Genomic DNA, 20,859 nt, shown 5'->3' with positions numbered 1-20,859 from the left:
TCTATCCTTTCTCTTCGCTGTGCTTATCTCAACGGTCAACTTTCAATTTGATGTATTTGCCAAAGTGAGATGCACCCTCTAGATTAGACAGCGAAGTTATCTAATTTTTGATTTTTGATTTTAGAATTAAGAATGACTGATTCCCGTCTGGTTTGGAGCTTGCCTGGAGTTAGATTTTTTTGTAGTGGTGTAAAAATTAGGCAAATTTTGCACAAAAAAAATGTAACTTTCCTGTAATTGATGCAGGTTCAGCAACATTCTGCGATCGATCAAAGCAATCAACCGTCCTCGACCAAATCCACTACAATCTAGGCAGACGAATCTTGTTCAAAACGTCTTGCAGCCGTTCTGACACGCCGCCCAATTGTTCTGACAAAGCTACAAGTTTGCCGTAAGCTTCAACTAAACGATCGCCCTCAACATAAACTTCTGGAGTAGGATAATTTTTCATCGCTTCCAGCAGTGTAATCTCGTTATCATTAGTTGCAGACAGCACCAAGGCAGATCTCAAAGCTTCTCGATTTGCATTCCCAGAAGGAGTGCGAATTACCTCACCCACTTCATCGAGGATTATTTCCCCAACCTTGCTGTTAAGCGTCCGATCCAAAAAGCTTTGACTGACTTTCACCGGTCTCGTCAGACTGTTGCGAACGGATTCCGGGTCTTTTTTTGCTTTTCCCAGCAGCATTTCTAAGCCGGGCGACATTTTTCCAGTTTCTACAAAAATTTCTAATTCGCTGACTGGTAAAGTCATTCGGATCGCACTGTATTTGAGCACTACCTTTTCGGCAGCCACAGCAGCATTACTGTAAAATACAATTCCCGCGCCTGCTGCTAAAAATAACGTCCACCGCTTTTTGAAAAATGCTCGACCCATAGTCAAATCTCCCAACATCTTTTTCTACTTCGACTTTGACACATCTTATTAGTTACTGTACAGGCTCAGGTATTCGGGAAATGCCACATTATTCGATCGCCCCAACACTTATACCATTTTAGATTTTAGATTTTAGATTTTAGATTTTAGAACTGCGAATGACTGATCGTCGTGGTTTCGAGTATGGGCCTAGAGTTGCATGATTTTTGGGAACTGGTATTACCGATACCGGATGCTAGGCAAAAAACTCTGTTCAGGACGCTGCTACGGGCCTCTGTGTGCGGGATGCAAACCCTACTGATTCTCTCGCTCAATCTCTCGATCCTAGCAAAATGCCTAACGCCAGCTCTTCTATCAGTGAAGGCTGGCGTTGGGCTTAAATTTATTTTATATATTTAGGGTCTTTATGAAAGCTGACCCCAATTGAACGAGTTACAAGCGGTTTATGATTAGGGCCTTTAAATTTGCTGACCCCAATTGAACCCACATTCTTATAATTACAGGGATCGCTGGAAAACCACGATTTCATAATAATTTCTTTATATTTATAACTTTTTCTTGCCTAAGATAAATTTTTGTCTCGATTTGTACATTTTTGTTACTTCGACTTCGGGGAGCGGCCCTCGGCGCGCTGCTCCCAGCGAAACAGGAACACCATCAGGGCCACAACTCCGACTTGGAGGGCAAAATTGGGCAAAGCAGAGCCAATTTCGCGGCCAGAGGCAATTTTAGCGAGGAAAACCAAGCCGCCGATAAAGCCCGAAGCGCCACAAGCTACGTAAACAAACTGTCGCAGAGGCCGGTAGGGAGTGGCCATTTCTGCGGTTAAACGCTCGTATTGTTGGCGGCTGAGGTTGCGCGGGTTTTTTGGGATGTTTGTGCGATCGTCCGAATTTGGAGCTGGCATAGATTTAGAAAATAAGTAAATTAGGATTGGGCCACAAAAACCCGGTTTCTACCAAAAATCCTCTGGCTGAGGTCGCCAATACGGTCGCAAAACCAGGTTTTTGGTCATGTGGGCGCAAGTCAAGCGAATATTAGACTACAACAAATATCTCACAACTGCCGAAACAAATCACCGCTGAAGCAAAAGCACAACTGTTTGCAAACAGCCAATAAAAACACCCAAAATGCCTCCTAAATTTACAATTCCCTGCAACTCGCTTTTGACAATTCCCTGAATTGCTAACTCCAACTCTTCAGGAGAAGTACCTTTGACTCGATCGACAATCACCTGGTCAATATTCAAAATTGGGATAGCCTGAGCTACAATATTTTCTAAATCCCGTTCTAGATAGCGCTCTAAAACCAAAGCCAGTTCTTTGCTGACAATTCCCAGGGAAGCGCTCATCACCGCTGAAGTTTGCAAGCGATTGAGAATCAACCGCGAAATATTTTCCCAGTCAATAGATTTACTCAACCCCTCAAGTACATCTGTTCCCCGCTGCTGAACATAGCTGCGAACACTGTCGCGCATAGTTTTTCGCAACTGTCTCACAGTCGAAACCGGTAAATTTTGCATCGACAAATTTTGCAGCCATTCCTGAATTCGCCCGCGAATTCCCAAAGAAATAGTTAACTCTGCTAAGCGCTGATTTGTCGCTTCTCTGTCATCCAGACAAAAAGTCCGCAGCCGAGTTAAAGTGTTCCGCAAACCAAACAAATTTGCTACTACCCAATAAGTGCCGCTGGTTTTTTCTCGAAACCCTTCATCGATGATCGAAATATTGCGATCCGTCAAAAAGTCAATTAAAGCCTGCCGCAGCACTTCCGGTGGTATTACTACCTGCAACAACCACTCAGCAAGCTGAGCCGCCTGAGCTTCCGTTAGCTGAATCTCCAGCAAAACTTGGTCAAAAATTTGATTAAGCTGAGCTTCTAAAAAATCTTCCCGGCGCGCCAAAACTTTGAGAATTCGCGGCACAGATTCCCCCAGCAAATCTCGCAGAATGTTAGCGAGAATTTTAGCCGTTTTTTGCTCTGCGTCTGCTTTTACCTGATCCAGCGCCAACTGTAACAACCAGAGAATCACCGACTGCATCCGCTCGGTTTGCAGGAGGCGGCGCGCTAAGTTTTGCAGTTCCTGTGGCGTCAGCAGCGAACCCATGATTGTGTCGGAAATTCGCTTTGCTAAACGCTCTTGGTTGCGGGGGATCAAGCCGGGAGTGAAAGGCAACTTCCGCCCTTTGATGTAAATAGCTCGATAGGGGCGGAACAGCATTTTGATAGCTATATCGTTAGTGAAATAGCCAATAATTCCTCCCACTACAGGTGGGGCCAACAACAGCCAAATGTCAGAGGGATTCATAAGATTTTAGATTTTAGATTTTAGATTTTAGATTTACTCCACAGATGAATCTGGGGGGGTGAACCTGGGTCTAAAATTTTGATCTGGAGTATTCGATCGACCGAAACTGCAACCACTTTTAATTTTCAATTGCTTTGACTAATACCAATACTCCCATCATAGCTCCAGCAATGGGGTAGTGGGTGGCGGCGGCAAATCCGGCTTTGTTGGCGATCGCGACTTGTTGCTGGCCGATCGGGAATTTTTCTAAACTAGGATTAATGTAAGCATATTCTTGAGTCATGCCAAATTGCTGAGCAATGGGCACTACGAGAGTGTCTAGATAAAACTGCTGAAAGCTCCGCATTAGGGAATTGCTGGGGCGATGGAGGTCGAGAATAGCTGCTTTGGCACCGGGTTTGAGCACGCGGTGCAATTCCTGAAGACTGCGGGGGATGTCAGTCACGTTACGCAGCCCGTAACCCATTGTGGCGCAGTCGAAGTAATTGTCAGTAAAAGGCAAGTCTAGGGCGTCAGCTTCTACCCAGGAAATGGGACTAGCAGGGGTGAGAAAAGGTCGATCGCGCCTAGCAGCCACGGCCAATTGTTCGGCGGAAAAATCTACTCCAAATACGCAACCAGTCGGCCCTGCTTGTTTAGCCAGCAACAAAGCTAGATCCCCGCTACCGCAGCACAAGTCTAAACAAGTATTTCCGGGGCCCGCACTGCTCCATTTCACCGCCATTTGCTTCCAAATCCGGTGTTGCCCAAAGCTCAACCAGTCGTTCAATTGATTGTAAACTGGTGCAATTCGATTAAATATAGTTTTAATTTGTTCGGCGTTATTAGTCATTTCTCGTTTTTCATTGGTGATTGATAATTGGTAATTGGTCAGCCGGAACAAAATAACTAATCCGTGCATTCATGTCATGCTGTCGCCAGTCATTAATGCTTTTTATTGTTAGCTCTCCGCGAGATTTTGTCTTAAATCCTTCCTTTGCTATTATTTTAAACTCAAGACAGAGAGCCGACTAATAACTAATGACTGACAACTAATGACTAATGAACCCGCCCAAAAACAGGTACAAGCTCCCGACAATCGTCGTGGAGATTCCAAAATTTTAGACTTTTGTTCAAGCTCCCAGATTCACTGCGCTGCAAGTCGATCTAAAATCTAAAATCTAAAATCTAAAATCTAAAATCGACTGACTGATGACTAATGACCCTGAAAACTCGTCAATACCAAAGCAACTTCTTGAGCGGCGAGGTGAACGGTTGTGAGTTCGTCGGGGCGCAGGGAACAAGGTTGCTTCCACTGCATGGAAATTAGGGCGATCGATCGACCTTTGTGACTCACCGGGATGCTGAGGTGAGCTTGAATGCCGGATTTCTGATAGTGCGGCAGACTCGCTAGGTTTGTGTCGTTGCCAATATTCACAGCACCCTGAATAGTTTGAGAGGTAATTGCTTCTCGAACCAGAGGGTCATCCGCCAGCCAATTTTCCACAGTTGAACCCGTGGTGTGACAGCCTTGGACTGGTATTAAAACATTTCCTTCCACCAGTTGCAAAATGCAAAAGTCTGCCAAAAAATTATCACTTATAGCAGTAGCAATTGGATCTAAACTTGCTTCCAAACTCGGATAATCCACAGCCGTTTGCATGATTGTTGCTAACAGTTGTATTTGATTTTGAGCGCGATCCAATTCCTCAGTCCGCTGCTTGAGAATTTCATAAGTCTCGGCTGCCTTTTGCACCACCATTTTCAGTTCGTTCGGGTCCCAAGGCTTGGTGATATACTTATAAACCTGTCCTGAGTTAATCGCATCCACCAAGTCTTCAATATCCGTAAAACCAGTCAAGATAATTCTGACCGTATTCGGAAACTGGGGTACGGTTTTGCTCAAAAACTCCGTTCCCTTCATTTCGGGCATCCGCTGGTCGGAAATGATGACGGCGACCTCGCCTTCGATGCCGAGGACTTCCAAGGCGCGAATTCCGCTCTCAGCTTTGAGCACGTTAAAATCTCGTCGGAAAGTGCGGTAGAGTAAATCCAGATTGTCTGGTTCGTCGTCTACTACCAGCATTTTGGGCTTTTTCGGTCTGTGTAGGGTCATGAGCTGGCGTTTAATTTGATCTAGCTCTGAAATGGCATTATCCATAACAATACGATAAACTCCCCTTTGTAAATTTAGGCGAGCAACTATTCTTTGACACTCCCCACGCATAGAATGCGGGGGATTCTTCTCTCAAAGGCTCGACTCTAGACCGATATTACTATCGATCCCCGATAGAACGCCTCCAGAAGCAGTTTTACTCACGGGCTGCCCGACCGCAAGGATACCTCTGTCTCTAATTACTTGTGCTGCTGCTGTATCGCGGTCAGTGGTGTACCCGCACGACTGACAACTATGGATTCTGACATCCAAGGTTTTCTTACCAGTATGGGTTCCACATTGGGGGCAAATTTGACTCGTATAGTTTTTATCAACACGAGCAAAATACACCCCGCGCTTCCAACACACATGAGACAGAATCGAGAAGAATTGACCATAGGCTGCATCGAGACTATGTTTACCGAACATCCCCTTTGCCCAAGCCTTAAAATTGATATCCTCAATGAATATCATTCCTGCTTGGTCACATAACCTATGAGCTAATTTATAGTGCCAATCCTTTCTGGTATCACTGATTTTTTGATGAATTCTAGCAATCTTTTTCTGGATAGCAAGCCAATTATTAGACCCTTTTCTTTGATGCTTTAATCTTCGCTGCAGTGATTTCAACTCGCGGTGAAGTGCCTGAAAAAATCTCGGTCTGTTGACTAATTCTCCATCTGAAGTTGCGAGGTATTTGTCAATCCCAATATCTACCCCTAATGGATGTCCTGACGGTGGGCGAGCGGGCAGGTTGACTGCTAACTGGTAGGTCAGCATGACAAAATATCCTGATGCCCTTTTAACTACTCTAATTTGCTTGAGTATAAAACCCTCTGGTGTGGGTCTAGACATTTTCATCCTTACCCACCCAATCTTAGGCAGATTAACCTTTCCATTCTCCACTGCTGCATCCTTAACAGCCGGGAAAACAAACGATCGCATCCGTTTTTTGAAGCGAGGAAACCCATGCCCTCTATCCCACATTGCCACAAATGCCGACTCTAAAACCTTTAAAGTTTGCTGCAATACTTGCGAATGAGGGGTCTTTAATTCGGGACAATGCTTCTTAGCTTCTGCCAAACCTTTGCACTGACTAGCATAGGTTGGTCTAGGAGTATCCGGTGAGATAATATACTCACCAACTATCGAACAAGCATTAACAGAAGACTTACGAGAATTCACCCAATCTTTCCGTTCTCGCAAGGCATAGTTATAAACCTGACGACAAACAGACAACCAAATCTCAAATATTTGAACTTGAGATTTGGTTGGACGTAGTTTGTACTCGTGAGTTACTGTTAGCATGATATAATCATATCATGCTTTTAGAAATCAACCAGGATTTTTCTAAGACTGTAGGTAGCCACCTCCGCTGCCGAGTTCATCCCCACGCCTGAAGTCGGGGGCTTTCCTCTCGTTTTCCGGTAACAATAGTCTCATAACTCACTTACTATTAATCTATCGCTCTGCCGCGACACGAGCCTTGCCGGTATCCAATAACACATAACTTAGCCTTAGTTTTTGATTCAATTATGACTGATACACCGCAAGATTCCTCCCAGGCTGCATCTGCACCCTCCACCAATGCTGTGGATGCCGAAAAGTTAATTCGATCGCTCCGCCGAAAAGAAGGCACTTGGGTAGAGTGGGGACAGGCCTGCACTGCACTGCTAAAAGCTGGCTACAACTCTCAAAGGATTTTTGAAGAAACTGGTTTTGAGCCAATTCAGCAAAATCAAGTAAGCGTCGCAGCCCAAGTCTACACCAGCATGGTAAATGCTGGGGCTTCAGAGGAAGTTCGATCGCACTTTTTGGGCAAAGGTAGCGATATCTTATACGAGTTTCGGATTCTCTCTCAAGTAGAGCGTGCCGGGGCGGCTGCTTTGATGCTAACCCACAACTTGGATGTTGACGATGCTCGCCAAGTTGCTAAAGCGATCAAGGAGTTTTCCCACTTCGGGAGTCTCCCCCAAGGGTTCACAGACACTCCCGGCGATGCTATGGCTTACCAATGCTGGCAATTAGCGAGACAGAAAAGCGATTTGCAAGAGCGATCGCGCTTAATTGCTCGCGGTTTAAAATTAGCTAGCAGCCAAACCGCTAGGGCGCAAATCGAGCAGTTGCTCGTCGATTTTACCGTAGTTCCGAGACGAGAAGCGCCCCGCTTGCCTGTCTACAGGCTCGATACCGAAGAACAATTGCCACGCGTTGTCCCGGTTGTGGGCAAATTGCCGCTTTCTACGACAGATTTGCTGGCAGTGCCTTTACCGGAGGAAATCGAGCCGTTCAGAATGGTAAAATTTTCCGGAGCCGGAGCTTGGGTGGCGATTCCCGGATGGCAGGTAATTTTGAACGCTGAAGATCCGGTGGCTGTTTTGGACATGAGCGATAAATTGCCGGTACCGCTGCAAGGCAAAGTTGAAGAAGTTTTGATTATTGCCGATCGAGCTCAAAGACAGTGGGATGCTGACAGTTATTTCCTCGCAGATAACGCTGGCAATTTAGAATTGTACTGGTTTGAACAATCCCCGGATATTCCTATTTTGGGGCGAGTTGTTCTGGTGATGCGTCCGAAAAAGATTGTGGATGAAGACTATACCAAAGATGGATGGCAAATTGATGATTAGTCAGTTGTCAGTTGTCAGTTGTCAGTTGTTAGGTATCAGTTGTTAGTTGTTATCAGCCAACAGTCAACAGTCAACAGTCAACAGTCAACAGCCAACAGTCAACTGACTACTGAGGCGGTTTCGGTTCTTGAATTTGCGGAACAGAATGCTGTTTCTTAAATCGATTAAAGCCGTAAACCGCAGCCCCAATTAACAGAAAATAAGGACTGTAAGCCAACAGCCAAATACCCAAACCAAACAAACCTAGCGTCAATTCACCCACAGAATGAGTCGCTTTCCCCCAAGTTTCCTGTACCCGCAAACCTAGAGAAGGTTCGGGAGTTTGTTGCGCCGATACTGCTGCTTCTAGAGTTAAGCTAATAGTCGAATAGGCTACTTGATTTCGCAAACTTTTCAACTGAGCGTCAATGCGTTCGATCGACTCCCGAATATTGCTCAACTCTTGAGCAGCTTTGAGTACATCACCGACAGAACCCGATCGCTCCATAATTTTTAACACCATTTCCTCCGATTTGCGAAGGTTCCGCAGCCTAGCCTCATTGTCAACTAATTGATCGGTAACATCCTCAGCCGTCAGAGCACGGTTCTCTACAGTTCCGAGTTTTGCCAAAGCGTCTAAAGTAGTTTCTAACCGTTCTTGAGGCACGCGAATCTCCACAGACGCGGTTTGGCGGACACTCGAATCCGGGGGCTTTTGATTTTGGAAACCCAAGATATCGCCTTGCTGTTTTTCGACAATATTGGTAATAGATTTAGTGCTGGCGTCAATAGATTTGACAACTACGCTGAGTTCGGCTTTTTTAATCAGTTGGGGACGGGTTGCGGTCGTTTCTGCTGCTTTTTTTGATGAACCAGGAGTTTTTGACCTTTGGGCTGCTGGCTCGGGTGCTGGTGCCGATTGTGGAGCCGATTCGGCCACTTGGTTTTCACGGATGCTGGATGAACCTGCGCCGCCGGGAGCGCTGCTGGACGTTTGAGCTCCTCCGCAGCTAGGCAAAGCAATTGTGGAAGATAAAGTTAAGAATACCGCAACAGCAAAACGAGTTGTGCTGTTGTTGGCTGGGTTTGGGTTTGGCTTGGGCGGGGGGGAATTGATTTTGAGGTGAGTTTTCATTTGGGTGACTCCTCTAAAAAAGGCTTGGGTATTGAATTTTATGCTGATTTTAATTTAAGCTTCAATAGATAGTGTTAGTTTAGCCGATACCGAAATGGAAACGGTAGAGGTTGCAGATTTTTTTATTCTTAACCGCAGATGAACGCAGATAAACGCGGATGTAATAATGACTGATGAATTTGATTCTGATTTTATGCGATCGACAACGAATATCGATCGCCCTGGCAACATTTCCTCTGGGTTAGACTCTGCCGCAGTTTTGCGAGAACAAGCTTGCCTTAAAATTCGCGAAAGCTTGCGTGCGGGGCAGCAGGACATGGCGGATTGGCAAGGCGGCCCCCTTGCTGTTTCGGCGGTTCCGGGGGCCGGGAAGTCTACGGGAATGGCTGCTGCGTCGGCAATTGCGATCGCCCGCAACCAGCTTCACAGCCGCCGCCAGTTAATTGTCGTGACATTTACGCGATCGGCTGCTGCTAATATTAAAACTAAAATTCGGGAAAGATTGGCCCAATTGTCTTTATCTCAAGGCGGTTTTGCCGTGCACACTTTGCACGGTTTAGCTTTGAATATTGCGATGCGCCATCCTGATTTGTCAGGTTTAAATTTAGAAAATTCAACCTTAGTTACTCCCACTCAAAGTCACCGATTAATTCGTACCTGTGTAGAACTTTGGATTGCTGAAAATCCCCGCAGATATCAAGTTTTGTTGGAAGGACAGCAATTCGATGGAGAGGAAACGGAGAGGCTGCGGCGACAATCGGTTTTGCGGACGGAAATTTTGCCGCAGGTAGCTAAAACTGTGATTCACGAGGCGAAATCTTCTGGTTTGTTTCCCGAACAGTTGTTAGAAATGAATGCTCTTGATACTGGGGACGGTTATGAGATTTTAGCTGTAGCTGGGGGTTTATATCAAAAATATCAGGCTTTGTTGAGGAGTCGGGAATTTATAGATTACGACGAGATGATTTTAGCAGCTTTGCGGGTGTTGGAAAATCCGAGGGCGAGGGCGATCGAGCAAAAGCAAGTATTTGCCGTTTTTGAGGACGAAGCGCAGGATTCGACACCTTTGCAGACTCGGCTTTTGGAAACATTGGCGATCGATCCCGATCATCCTACTTTACCTCCCAATTTTATCAGAGTTGGCGACCCAAATCAAGCAATTAATTCTACTTTCACTCCCGCCGATCCGATTTATTTTAACCAATTTTGTGATGAGTGCGAAGTAGAGAAGAAGTTAGCGACAATGGACGGTGCAGGCCGCAGCACCCAGGTAATTATCGATGCCGCTAACTTTATGTTGCAATGGGTAAATGGCTCGAAATTAGCGGGAACGGAACAGCCTTTTCGCGACCAAACTATTAAGCCAGTACCCAGCGATGACCCGCAGCATAATGCCAATCCTGATCCCATTGGTCGAGGATTAGAATTGCATACTCCCCGCGATATTTACCATACAGTTGAGTTGATTGGCAAGCGGGTAATGGAGTTAGTTGAGGAATTTTTACCAGCCGATTTTGAATTCGCAAGGAATGAAAAAGCTATCGATTCAGGTGCGGAAGCTAGCGAAGGGGAAAATAGTGCAAAATTGCCGTTAGAAAATCTGAAATCGATGGCTATTTTGGTGCGGGAAAACAAACAAGGTAAGTTTATCAAAGAAGTGCTAGAAAATCCTCAAAAACACGGATTAAGCTTTGATTTGCGTAAATACGGGATTAAAATTGAGGATGTGGGAGAACGGGACAGACATTCTCAAGTACCTTGGGAAATCTTAACACTGCTGCAATTCCTCGATCGCCCGCACTCTCCAGACTACCTGAAAGCAGCCTTAAAGATTTTGAGCGATCGACAACTGATCCCCAAACAAGACTACAATGCTTTTGCTACCAGCCCCGAACAATTCCTTTACCCAGGCCCGCTAGACCCGCAGCAGTCAGACCCCGTTCGCAAATGTCGCTATTTTTGCTGCGGTTTGCTGCAAGCTAGCTTAGAACTGCCGCCCTACCAAATCATTTCCTTCTTAGCCTTAGCGCTGCAATACGACCAAACAGAATTAGCCACCGCCGACAAATTAGCAGAACGGGTAGCAATCCAAACAGCCGGCAACAATTCAATGCGTAATATTTTGGATGTACTAAGCGAAATTGTCAGTTCCGAAAGATTTGAACCTGTGGATGCAGACGACAAAATAGAAGAACGCTATACCAGCAAAGGTCAACTAACAATTATTACCATGCACAAAGCTAAAGGATTGGATTGGGATTGCGTATTTTTGCCGTTTCTGCACGAACAAACCATCCCCGGAAATTTGCGAGTTTTGCCGCAAACCCGATTTTTAGGAGATTTCACTTTAGCAGAGGTAGCGAGAGCACAAATTAGAGCAAGTTTGCACGAAAAATATCCTTTACCAAATCTAGGCGAAGCGTGGGAACAAGCAGGTTATTTGAAAACAGCAGAAGAGTTTCGACTGCTGTATGTGGCGATGACGCGAGCAAAAAGTTTGTTGTGGATGGCGGCGGAGAAAAAAGGCCCTTTTACTTGGAACAAACCAGAGAATTTACAGGAGCAAAAACCTTGTCCGGTAATGCCTGTTTTGAAGCAGAGATTTCCGAGTAATGCTATATAAAAAAGTAATAATTATATCATGTCCGGTCGATTACCCCAAATCAGGTAGGGGCGGGTTCACCTGCCAATATCTGCCAATAATTAACAATCTCAAAAACCCGCCCTGCCGGGATATTATGGTCAATCTATCGGACATGATATTAAGGATCGCGAATTAAATAACTTACACTTTTAATTGTTATTGTGGGATGGGCGTCCCGCCCGTCCAGAAAGGGCGGGCGGGACGCCCATGCCACAAGAACCATCACGCATTGTAAGTTATTTAATTCTCATTCCTCACCACTTTCCTGACATCGTGCCCTTAAGTCTCAATTCTTCTCGACTAACTAGAGCTTCGTAGTAATCGGGTTTGATTTCGAGGGCGACTCCGTAAGAGCTAATGGCATCTTGAGTTCGCTGCATTTTTTGCAAAACGTCGCCCCGCTGCGCCCAAGCTTCCCAGTTGTCTGGCTTGAGTTGAATCACTTGGTCAAAAGCGACGAGTGCTTGGGAATAGTTCTGCATTTCCCCTAGAATCACACCTCGCTGCACCCAGCCTTGATAGTTGTCCGGCCAGACAGTAATTGCTCGATCGTATGATGCTAGAGCTTGTTCGTACTGCTGCAATTTTGACAAAGCGTTGCCGCGTTGCAACCAAGCTTCAAAATTGTCGGGCACAATTTTTAGTACGCGGTTGTAAGCTGCGACGGCTTCTTCGTAACGCTGCAATTTTTCCAGCGCTGCGCCTTGCTGCAACCCTACTTTTGATGTAATTTCTGCTTCTGAAGTCAGAGAGATTACTTTATCAAAACAGGCGATCGCTTCTTCGTATTGCTGTAATTTTTCCAAAGCTTCGCCTCGCAAGTTCCAAGCTTCTAGAAAATTACCTTCAATTTGTAGGGCATTGCTGTAAGCGATAATTGCCTCTTTGTAGCGTTCCAATCCTGCTAGGGCGATGCCTCTACCTAGCCAAGCTTCGGGAAAATTCGGATTAATTTGAATTGCTTGGTCAAATGCAGCGATCGCCCCTTCAAAATCTCTCGCTTCTGACAGTGTTTGACCGCGCCCGATCCATGCTTCGGGATACAAAGAATTAATTTGAATTGCCCGATCGAAACAAGCAATTGCCGCGTCGGCCCACTGGTGTTTGAGGGCCATTCCTTTATAAAACCAAGCTTCGCAGTCGTTGGGCTGCATTTGCAGTACGCGATCGTAAGCTGTCACGGCTTCTGCATATTTGTGCAATTTTGCTGAAGCAATGCCCCGATTGAACCAAGCCAGACTATTTTGTGGTTGTAGTTGAATGGCGCGATCGTAAGAAGTTACAGCTTCAGCGTAGCGTTCGGCTTTCATCAAAGCCAAACCTCGGTTCAGCCAAGCTTCCCAATTAGTCGGGACGAGTTTCAGCGCGCGCTCAAAAGCGGCCACGGCTTCAGGATAGCGCTCCGCTTGAACCAACACGTTGCCTTGCCGATACCACATGGCGGGTAAATTCGGATGAAGTTGGGTTGCTCTTTTGTAACAGGTTGCGGCTGCATCCCACTGCTGCAATTCCTCTAAAACTCTGCCCCGCTGATACCAACCTTCGTGCTTTTCTGAATTGATTTGAATTGCGGTGTCGAAAGCCGCGATCGCTTCTGAGTGATTTTGCAAACTTAACAGCCCTGTGCCGCGCAGCATCCAAGCCCAGTATTCTTCGGGATTAATTGCTGTAGCTCGATCGGCACAGGCTACGGTTTCTGCGTAGGAGTGCAGTTGCTTGTAAGCTTTGCCCAGATTCAGCCACGCCCTAGCCCAGTCCGGCTTAATTTGAACCGCTTTTCCGTAGCAAAGGACTGCCGATTCGTACCTTCCTGCGGCGTACAATCTATTGCCCCGATCGTAATCTGGAAATGCTGCAAAAATTCTTAAAATCGGCGGCAGCAGAGCTGGTTGGGGGTTTGAGGAGTTTTCAGGAGCCGAAGTCGAGAGGTCTGGCATACGCCTTGCACATAAAAAATTTAGTGGGATAACAAGCTTGCGGTCTTATATATTAACTTATGCTTTTCTTAATCTCGCTGCTGTTTTGAAACAAATTTAGCATATCAGGCTGGGTGCAACCAATCATTTTTACTTAATTATAGTCGGTATAAAATTATGCACCCTTCCCACTTTCGGTACACCCCTATAAAATACGGTCAGTCGATTTTCGATTTTCGATTTTCGATTGATTCGACCGATGAATCTGGGAGCTTGAACCAGAGTCTAAAATTTTGATCTCCCCACGACGAGTGTCGGAAACTTGTATCCGTTTTTGGGCGGGGTCAAGCCACAAGAAAATATATCCTAATTTAGATTTCAAACCAAATTTAATATGCTAAAATTTCACGCGCTTTTAGATGTCACGGACTGTGATCGGGAGTCGATCGACTCGCGCCCGAATTATTGGTACGAAGGCCGTTGTCCTCAGACTGGCGATCTGCTGAGACTGCCCCGCACTCGAATGTCAGAGGATCTGGCGCGGGGTTTGATGCAGTACCTGGCGGCTGACGATTCCTACGATCGCGAGGGCAAGATGTACGGCATATTACTGGTGGAGATGCCTTCGGGGGAACAGGGGATACTCAAAGCATTTTCCGGGCTGCTGAAGGGTTGCAGCATTGTTGAAGGCTGGGTGCCGCCGATTCCGGGACGCGATCGAGTTGCTTTCGATGAAGCCCGCACGTTAACTCAATTGGAGGAGATGAAACAGGAACTTATTGCACTCAATCAACTCCCGCAGCGACAAGAGTATGAAGCCTTATTTCGGGAGTTTGAAGTGCAAATGCAAGTTTTGAGCGATCGGCATCGCAATTGCAAGCAGCAGCGAGATGAAAAACGCCAGTTACTGTGTCAAACTCTCGCAGCCGAAACACTAGAAATTGCCCTGGAACAACTGAATCAAGAAAGCCGTTTGGAGAAAATTGAACGCAGACAATTGAAACGACAGCGGGATGAAACATTGCAGCCGCTACAACAATTAATTGAAGCTGCGGATCGACGGATGCGGGCCCTGAAACAGCGGCGAAAAGAACTTTCCCGCGAACTTCAAACGCAAATGCACGCGGCTTACACTCTGATGAATTTTTTGGGGAAATCGCGATCAATCTCCTCATTGATGCCAACTAATTCTATTCCCACTGGCACCGGCGACTGTTGCGCGCCAAAATTGCTCCACTACGCGGCAGTACACAATCTGAAACCGCTGGCAATGGCTGAGTTTTGGTGGGGGCCGCCATCGGGCGATAAGATACAGGGAGAATTTTATGGCGCTTGTGGCGATCGGTGTCAGCCGTTGATGGGTTTTTTGCTGTCAGGATTGGCTCAAAATCCGCTTGTTTCTAATAATATAAATGAGGGTTTGACGGGCGGGCTAGAAGCCCAACCCCTACTCCCCACAAGCAATAATATTTCTTGTGGAACGGGCATCTTGCCTGTTGCGAGCGGGCAAAAAGCCCAACCCCTACTCCCCACAAGCAATAATATTTCTTGTGGAACGGGCATCTTGCCCGTTGCGAGCGGGCAAAAAGCCCAACCCACAAATCATCATATTTCTTGTGGAACGGGCATCTTGCCCGTTACCGAAATGCTACCGATTATCTATGAAGACAAATGGTTAATTGCGGTTAATAAACCCTCTGGTTTGCTGTCAGTGCCAGGTCGTTATTTAGAAAATCAAGATAGTGTTTTTAGTCGTTTGCGTAATTTATTACCTAATTTTTTAAATTTGACAGTTGTGCATCGTTTAGATTGGGAAACATCTGGGATTTTACTATTGGCGCGGGACAAAGAAACTAGCAGTCAACTCAGGCAGCAATTTGCACAAAAGCAGGTTCACAAAGTTTATGAATCGGTGCTTTCTGGTACTGTGAAAATTGATGCGGGGACGATCGATCTTCCACTTTGGGGCGATCCAGAAAATCGCCCTTACCAGCAAGTCAATTGGGAGTGCGGAAAGCCCAGTGTTACTCGCTTTCAGGTAATGACGAGGGAGGGAAATTGCGATCGCGTCGAGTTTTGGCCGCTGACGGGACGCACTCATCAATTGAGGGTTCATGCAGCGGATGTTCGAGGGTTGGGGATACCGATTTTGGGCGATCGACTTTACGGATGTCGGGCTGCTGCGAAGCGGCTACACTTGCACGCGCGGGAACTTTCGTTTGAGCATCCGCAGTTGGGAGAAAAGCTGCACTTACAGGCAGAAACACCATTTTGAGCTAAGGGCGATCGGGCCATGATCACTATCTGTACAATAACTAATAACTAATAACCCACAACTACCACTGGGGATCGGAAGCCATCAAAGCAGTCGCAGCCTCGCTCGGTAACGGCTTAGCAAAAAAATAACCCTGACCATATTCGCAGCCGATCGACCTCAACCGGGCTAATTGTGCCGCCGTCTCCACACCCTCAGCAATAACATCCATACCCAAAGCATGAGCCAGCGCCACAATCGTCCGCACGATCGCCACATTCTCCCCCTCGCTTTCGATCTCCATTCGCCCCACAAACGACTTATCAACCTTCAAAGTATCCGTAGGAAACCGACTCAAATAACTCAACGACGAATAACCAGTGCCAAAATCATCAATTCCCAACTTGACATTTAACGCTTTCATCTGCTTCAAAACCGCGATCGCCGACTCCACATCCTCCATCACCACACTCTCAGTAATCTCCAACTTCAAACTCTCGGCACTCAAACCCGTTGTTTCCAAAATCACCTTCAGGCGATCGACCAAATCCGGCTGAGCAAACTGCTTCCCAGATAAATTTACACTCATAATCAAAGCTCGATCGAAACCAAACATTTCCTCCCACAGCCGCAACTGCCGACAAGCCTCCTCCAACACCCACTCACCCAGCGGCACAATTGCCCCCGTTTCCTCAGCCACCGGAATAAACTTGATCGGCCCAATCAAACCCCGCAGCGGGTGTTGCCAGCGTACCAAAGCCTCAAACCCAATAATCCTCCCGCTTGCCAAAGAGACAAACGGCTGATAGTGCAGCAAAAATTCCCGACGCTTGAGGGCAATCCGCAAATCCGTCTCCAACTGCAACCTCTCCACCGCCAAAGCGTGCATCGAAGCATTAAACACCTGATACCTTCCCGTTCCCAAAGCCTTCGCCCGGTACATCGCCGTGTGGGCGTCCCGCAGCAAGTGTTCCGGCTGTTCCCTGACAGTAGCAGCGGGTTCGCCCCCCAGGGCAATCCCGATGCTTGCAGTCACAAACACCTCCTGCCCATTCAACTCAAAAGGCACAATTAAAGCTTTGTGAATTCGATCGGCCAAATCCACAGCACTGTCAACATCAATATTCCTCACCAAAATCGCAAAATCATCACCCCCCACCCGCGCCACAGTATCCCCGGAGCCAATAATCGCCCTCAACCGCAGCACCACCGCCATCAGCAGTTCATCCCCCACCAAATGACCCAAAGAATCATTAATCACCTTAAACCTGTCTAAATCCAGAAACAGCACCGCAAACAGATGGCTGTGGCGGCCCCTAGTATTGGCGATCGCCCGCCCCAAGCAATCCACGAACAAATCCCGGTTGGGCAAACCCGTTAGAGAATCGTGAAAAGCATCGTAAAGCTTCCTGTAAGCACTGACACCCACACCAGTCACCACCAAACCCAAAGTCGGCGACACTAACGGTATCCACCCACCCAGGGTAAAAATTCCATAACTAATCCCCAACAAAGCCATCAATCCCACACCCCCAGCCAATCCCGCCCTCGCAGGATGCTGAATCCGCCAAGCCAAAACCCCGCCAACCATCGCCCAAGCACCGTTCCACAAAATTTCCGCCCATTCTGGCCATACCCAAAACAGCGATCGTCCATCCAAAACCGCACTCAATATTTGGCTGAGCATTTGCGCGTGCAGCAACACCCCCGGCATTTTCGGACTTTGCTTTTTAACCGGGCTGTAAGGCGTCAAAAACAAATCTCTGGTACTCGGTGCCGTCGTCCCGATCAGCACAATCTTGTCCTTAACCCAGCTTGGTTCAATTTCCCCGTTCAATACCTGCCTGATACTGACTTGTCGCGCCACCTCCTTACCAGAACGGTATTTGAGCAGAATTTGGTAGCCTGTGGTGTCAATATTTGCATAGCCGCCGCTGTCAGAAGTTAAAGGCACAAATTCTGCCTTTCCCCAGTCGATTTGGTGGGGATGAACAGCGCTATTTTTCTGCTGTACTCTGTCTTTGAGATACAGCAAAGCCACTTGCATAGAAAACGATAAAGCAATCTTTTTGTCTGGTTGCGAGACTGAGAGCAAATTGCGGCGTACAACACCATCAGGATCGAGCACGAAGTCGTTAAAACCAACTCGATCGGGCGGTATCCCCGGAGGCGCAGGCACTCCCTGACTTTCTGAATCGCTCAATTTATAGATCGCCACCACATTCGGTGCTTTCAGCGCGGCCAGCAATTCTTGGTGTCCCGGCGCTTGAGGCAAATCCCGGTACAAATCCAAACCGATGACTTTTGGCTGATACTTTTGCAGTTTTGTCAAGGTTTGAGCGATCGCACCGTCGGAAACCGGAAATCTCCCCAAAGCTTGAATATCGGCTTCAGAAATTTCCACTACCAGCAGTCGCGGATCGGGGCCGGAATCTGGCTGCAAGCGCACTAACGAGTCAAAACTCCCCAACTCCCAGCTTTGCAGGCCTCCCAACTGCCGAACTCCCATATTCAGCAGCGTTACAGTCGCGCCCACAAGCATTGCAGGCAAAATCCTCACCCGTCGGTTTTGAGAACTCAGGTTGAGGCCAGTTGCCACAGACATGACATATCGAAGATTTCGAGAGAATTTGGCAGTCACAGAAAAAATATGTCGGTGCAAATTAGCTTTGCACAAGTCTGTTCTAACAGAATTGAGCTTAATATGAGATTGAATGTAATTTTTTCAGAACTTGTGCCGCAACCGAGTTTCTTTAAGCTAATTACTCGATGCAGGCAAAGTATTTCTGGAATGGGAACCGGGTTTTTGAAGATTTGCCGACAAATCCTGTCTTTCATTGCTTGTTTCCCCAAATTCGCACAAGCGTTAAAATTTAGTCGATCGAACTTTCAGGATATTTTTGAGATTATGGCGAATCAACTTCCGATTCCGGTGATTGTTAACGGTGCTGCAGGCAAAATGGGCCGCGAAGTAATTAAGGCGATCGCCCATGCTAGTGACATGACTTTATTTGGGGCTGTAGACCGCTCTCCTGAGTGCCTCAACGCCGATGCCGGCGAATTAGCCGGATGCGGCCCGTTAGAAGTTCCCATCACTGACGACTTGCAAGGAATGCTGGTATTAGCAGCTCAGGAAAAGCAGTTAGGCGTGATGGTAGATTTTACGCACCCTTCGTCAGTTTATGAAAACGTGCGATCGGCCATAGCTTACGGCATTCGCCCAGTAGTCGGCACTACCGGATTGAGCAGCAAGCAAATTAAAAACTTAGCTGAATTCGCTGATAAAGCGAGCATCGGCTGTTTGATCGTACCCAATTTCTCGATCGGCATGGTTTTGCTCCAACAAGCCGCCGTCACGGCATCTCAGTATTTTGAACACGTAGAAATTATCGAGCTGCACCACAATCAAAAAGCCGATGCCCCCAGCGGTACGGCAATTCAAACTGCCCAAATGTTAGCAGAGATGGGAAAAACTTTCAATCTGCCTGAAGTTGAGGAAACGGAAAAATTAGCCGGTGCTCGGGGTTCAGTGGCCGATGAAGGGATTCGCATTCACAGCATCCGTTTACCCGGTTTAATTGCCCACCAAGAGGTAATTTTTGGCGGCGCCGGTCAAGTTTATACTTTACGACACGATACCAGCGATCGCGCTTGTTATATGCCCGGAGTCTTGCTGTCTATACGCAAAGTCATTGAATTGCGATCGCTCGTTTACGGCCTGGAAAAAATCTTGTAGTCATTAATCATTAGTCATTAATCATTAGTCATTAGTCATTGGTAATGTGGAATTAATCTGACTTCTAATATTATGTCCGGTCGATTACCCCTAATACGGTAGGGGCGGGTTCACGAAAAATATCAGCCAATAATTGACAATCTCAAAAACCCGCCCTTTTAATCGCGGTCACTCGATCGCACATGATATAACTTCTGATTTGTGACTTCAACATCAATCAGTTAAATCTGTTAAATGCCTTAATATAATCAGCTTCCGAACAGACAGCCGTTGCATCCCGTACATTGCTCGTTGCCAAACTTCCTATGCTAATTCCCTTAACCCGCGAAACCTTTCAAGAACTAATTCCCGCCGTCGCCACGGGAGCGCAATACAAATATATCTGGGGAAAACCGCCCGATTTTTTGAGGCGAATGTTAATCTCAGCAGTCAGCGTAGTTTTCCTCCTGGTAGTCTACAACTTCGCCGGTTCCGATGTCGCGCCGCTAGTTTTAATCACCGGATTGATAGCTGGTTTGTACTGGCTGTGGGGGCCCATTTTGTGGGCGAGTTTGCGGAATGCAGAATGCCGCAAATATCAATACTGCGGTTTTTGGCAAGGACGAGTTTTGGATATATATATTACAGATGAAGTCACAAGTCAAGAAGAAACAGTCAATCAAAAAGGACAACTCGTAATAGTTGACAACTTAGAACCGCGAATTAATTTAGAAGTCGGCGACAAAACCGGATTTACTACTACACTTCGAGCTCCCTTGCGGAAAGATCACCAAGGAATTGTCCCCGGTCAAGCTGCTTTAATGTTAATTATGTCAAATCAAGAAGATTTAGGCAGAATTGCCAAAGTTTCAGATATTTATATTCCCAGCCGTGACGTGTGGGTGAGCGACTATCCTTATTTACGCAGAGATTTGTTTGTAGAAATGAGCCAACAAATTAAAAAAGGCAGGAAAAAAGACCGCGATCGCACTAATCCAAGCAGAGATGTAAAAAGGCGATCGCCCGCTGATTATTAATATTGATCGTAGCCACAAATTTAAGAGCGATCGCAATTTCAACTTAGGACAAAATTCACTCTTATAGCTCGTAAAACCTACGGTTCTTCAGGTTGACCCCTACAGTTTCATCTTTTTTAGTTCCGATCGAGGCGAACCAGCCCACATTCATGTTAAGGATCGCGAATTAAATAACTTACAATTTTAATTGTTATTGTGGGATGGGCGTCCCGCCCGTCCTTTTTGGACGG

Annotated in this window: 14 protein-coding genes; 5 read left to right on the top strand and 9 right to left on the bottom strand. The window is 46.6% G+C overall.

Annotation, left to right across the window (positions count from 1 at the left end; genetic code table 11):
• Window positions 1–301: 301 nt before the first annotated feature.
• From QUB26_RS27690 to QUB26_RS27665, 6 genes are all read right to left on the bottom strand, one after another.
• Complete coding sequence (locus tag QUB26_RS27690) at window positions 302–877, bottom strand: alpha/beta hydrolase (protein ID WP_333057718.1); 576 nt, start codon at window positions 875–877, stop codon at window positions 302–304.
• 598 nt (window positions 878–1,475) lie between these two features.
• Window positions 1,476–1,784 (bottom strand): DUF3493 domain-containing protein, encoded by a 309-nt coding sequence (locus QUB26_RS27685; RefSeq protein ID WP_333057719.1) that lies wholly within the window; start codon window positions 1,782–1,784, stop codon window positions 1,476–1,478.
• Between the two features lie 168 nt (window positions 1,785–1,952).
• Window positions 1,953–3,185: a DUF445 family protein gene (locus QUB26_RS27680; protein WP_333057721.1), complete on the bottom strand. Its 1,233-nt coding sequence runs from the start codon at window positions 3,183–3,185 to the stop codon at window positions 1,953–1,955.
• A 118-nt stretch (window positions 3,186–3,303) separates the two neighbouring features.
• Entirely contained in the window at window positions 3,304–4,017 is a 714-nt protein-coding gene (ubiE, locus tag QUB26_RS27675; protein WP_333320579.1) for a bifunctional demethylmenaquinone methyltransferase/2-methoxy-6-polyprenyl-1,4-benzoquinol methylase UbiE, read from the bottom strand.
• Between the two features lie 363 nt (window positions 4,018–4,380).
• Window positions 4,381–5,325 (bottom strand): response regulator, encoded by a 945-nt coding sequence (locus tag QUB26_RS27670; protein WP_333246445.1) that lies wholly within the window; start codon window positions 5,323–5,325, stop codon window positions 4,381–4,383.
• Window positions 5,326–5,412: 87 nt separating this feature from the next.
• Window positions 5,413–6,627, bottom strand: a complete 1,215-nt coding sequence (locus QUB26_RS27665) for a transposase (RefSeq protein WP_333320577.1) — start codon at window positions 6,625–6,627, stop codon at window positions 5,413–5,415.
• Between the two features lie 227 nt (window positions 6,628–6,854).
• Here QUB26_RS27665 and QUB26_RS27660 point away from each other — a divergent pair, with 227 nt between their 5' ends.
• The gene (locus tag QUB26_RS27660; protein WP_333320575.1) at window positions 6,855–7,949 is read left to right on the top strand and encodes a RuBisCO accumulation factor 1; all 1,095 of its coding nucleotides are present in this window, start codon (window positions 6,855–6,857) and stop codon (window positions 7,947–7,949) included.
• 106 nt (window positions 7,950–8,055) lie between these two features.
• On the opposite strand, the gene QUB26_RS27655 is transcribed toward QUB26_RS27660, so the two are convergent.
• A complete protein-coding gene (locus QUB26_RS27655) occupies window positions 8,056–9,063 on the bottom strand; it encodes a DUF4349 domain-containing protein (protein ID WP_333320573.1) in 1,008 nt (335 codons plus the stop codon).
• A 166-nt stretch (window positions 9,064–9,229) separates the two neighbouring features.
• Between QUB26_RS27655 and QUB26_RS27650 the strand changes: the two genes are divergently transcribed.
• Window positions 9,230–11,686, top strand: a complete 2,457-nt coding sequence (locus tag QUB26_RS27650) for an ATP-dependent helicase (RefSeq protein WP_333320571.1) — start codon at window positions 9,230–9,232, stop codon at window positions 11,684–11,686.
• Window positions 11,687–11,961: 275 nt separating this feature from the next.
• On the opposite strand, the gene QUB26_RS27645 is transcribed toward QUB26_RS27650, so the two are convergent.
• Window positions 11,962–13,644, bottom strand: a complete 1,683-nt coding sequence (locus QUB26_RS27645; RefSeq protein WP_333320569.1) for a tetratricopeptide repeat protein — start codon at window positions 13,642–13,644, stop codon at window positions 11,962–11,964.
• A gap of 373 nt (window positions 13,645–14,017) precedes the next feature.
• On the opposite strand from QUB26_RS27645, the gene QUB26_RS27640 reads away from it, so the two are divergent.
• Window positions 14,018–15,898 carry a pseudouridine synthase gene (locus QUB26_RS27640; protein WP_333246433.1) on the top strand — a complete coding sequence of 627 codons (1,881 nt, stop codon included), beginning with the start codon at window positions 14,018–14,020 and terminating at the stop codon, window positions 15,896–15,898.
• A gap of 61 nt (window positions 15,899–15,959) precedes the next feature.
• Here QUB26_RS27640 and QUB26_RS27635 read toward each other — a convergent pair whose 3' ends face one another.
• The gene (locus QUB26_RS27635; RefSeq protein ID WP_333246431.1) at window positions 15,960–18,482 is read right to left on the bottom strand and encodes an EAL domain-containing protein; all 2,523 of its coding nucleotides are present in this window, start codon (window positions 18,480–18,482) and stop codon (window positions 15,960–15,962) included.
• A 303-nt stretch (window positions 18,483–18,785) separates the two neighbouring features.
• Between QUB26_RS27635 and dapB the strand changes: the two genes are divergently transcribed.
• Window positions 18,786–19,613, top strand: coding sequence for a 4-hydroxy-tetrahydrodipicolinate reductase (gene dapB, locus QUB26_RS27630; RefSeq protein ID WP_333320581.1), 828 nt, complete (start codon window positions 18,786–18,788; stop codon window positions 19,611–19,613).
• 305 nt (window positions 19,614–19,918) lie between these two features.
• Complete coding sequence (locus QUB26_RS27625) at window positions 19,919–20,629, top strand: phosphate ABC transporter permease (RefSeq protein ID WP_333320567.1); 711 nt, start codon at window positions 19,919–19,921, stop codon at window positions 20,627–20,629.
• Window positions 20,630–20,859: the final 230 nt, after the last annotated feature.

Source organism: Microcoleus sp. B4-C1 (assembly GCF_036705285.1).
Classification (GTDB): domain Bacteria; phylum Cyanobacteriota; class Cyanobacteriia; order Cyanobacteriales; family Microcoleaceae; genus Microcoleus.
This window is presented reverse-complemented; position numbering and strand designations above follow the sequence as displayed.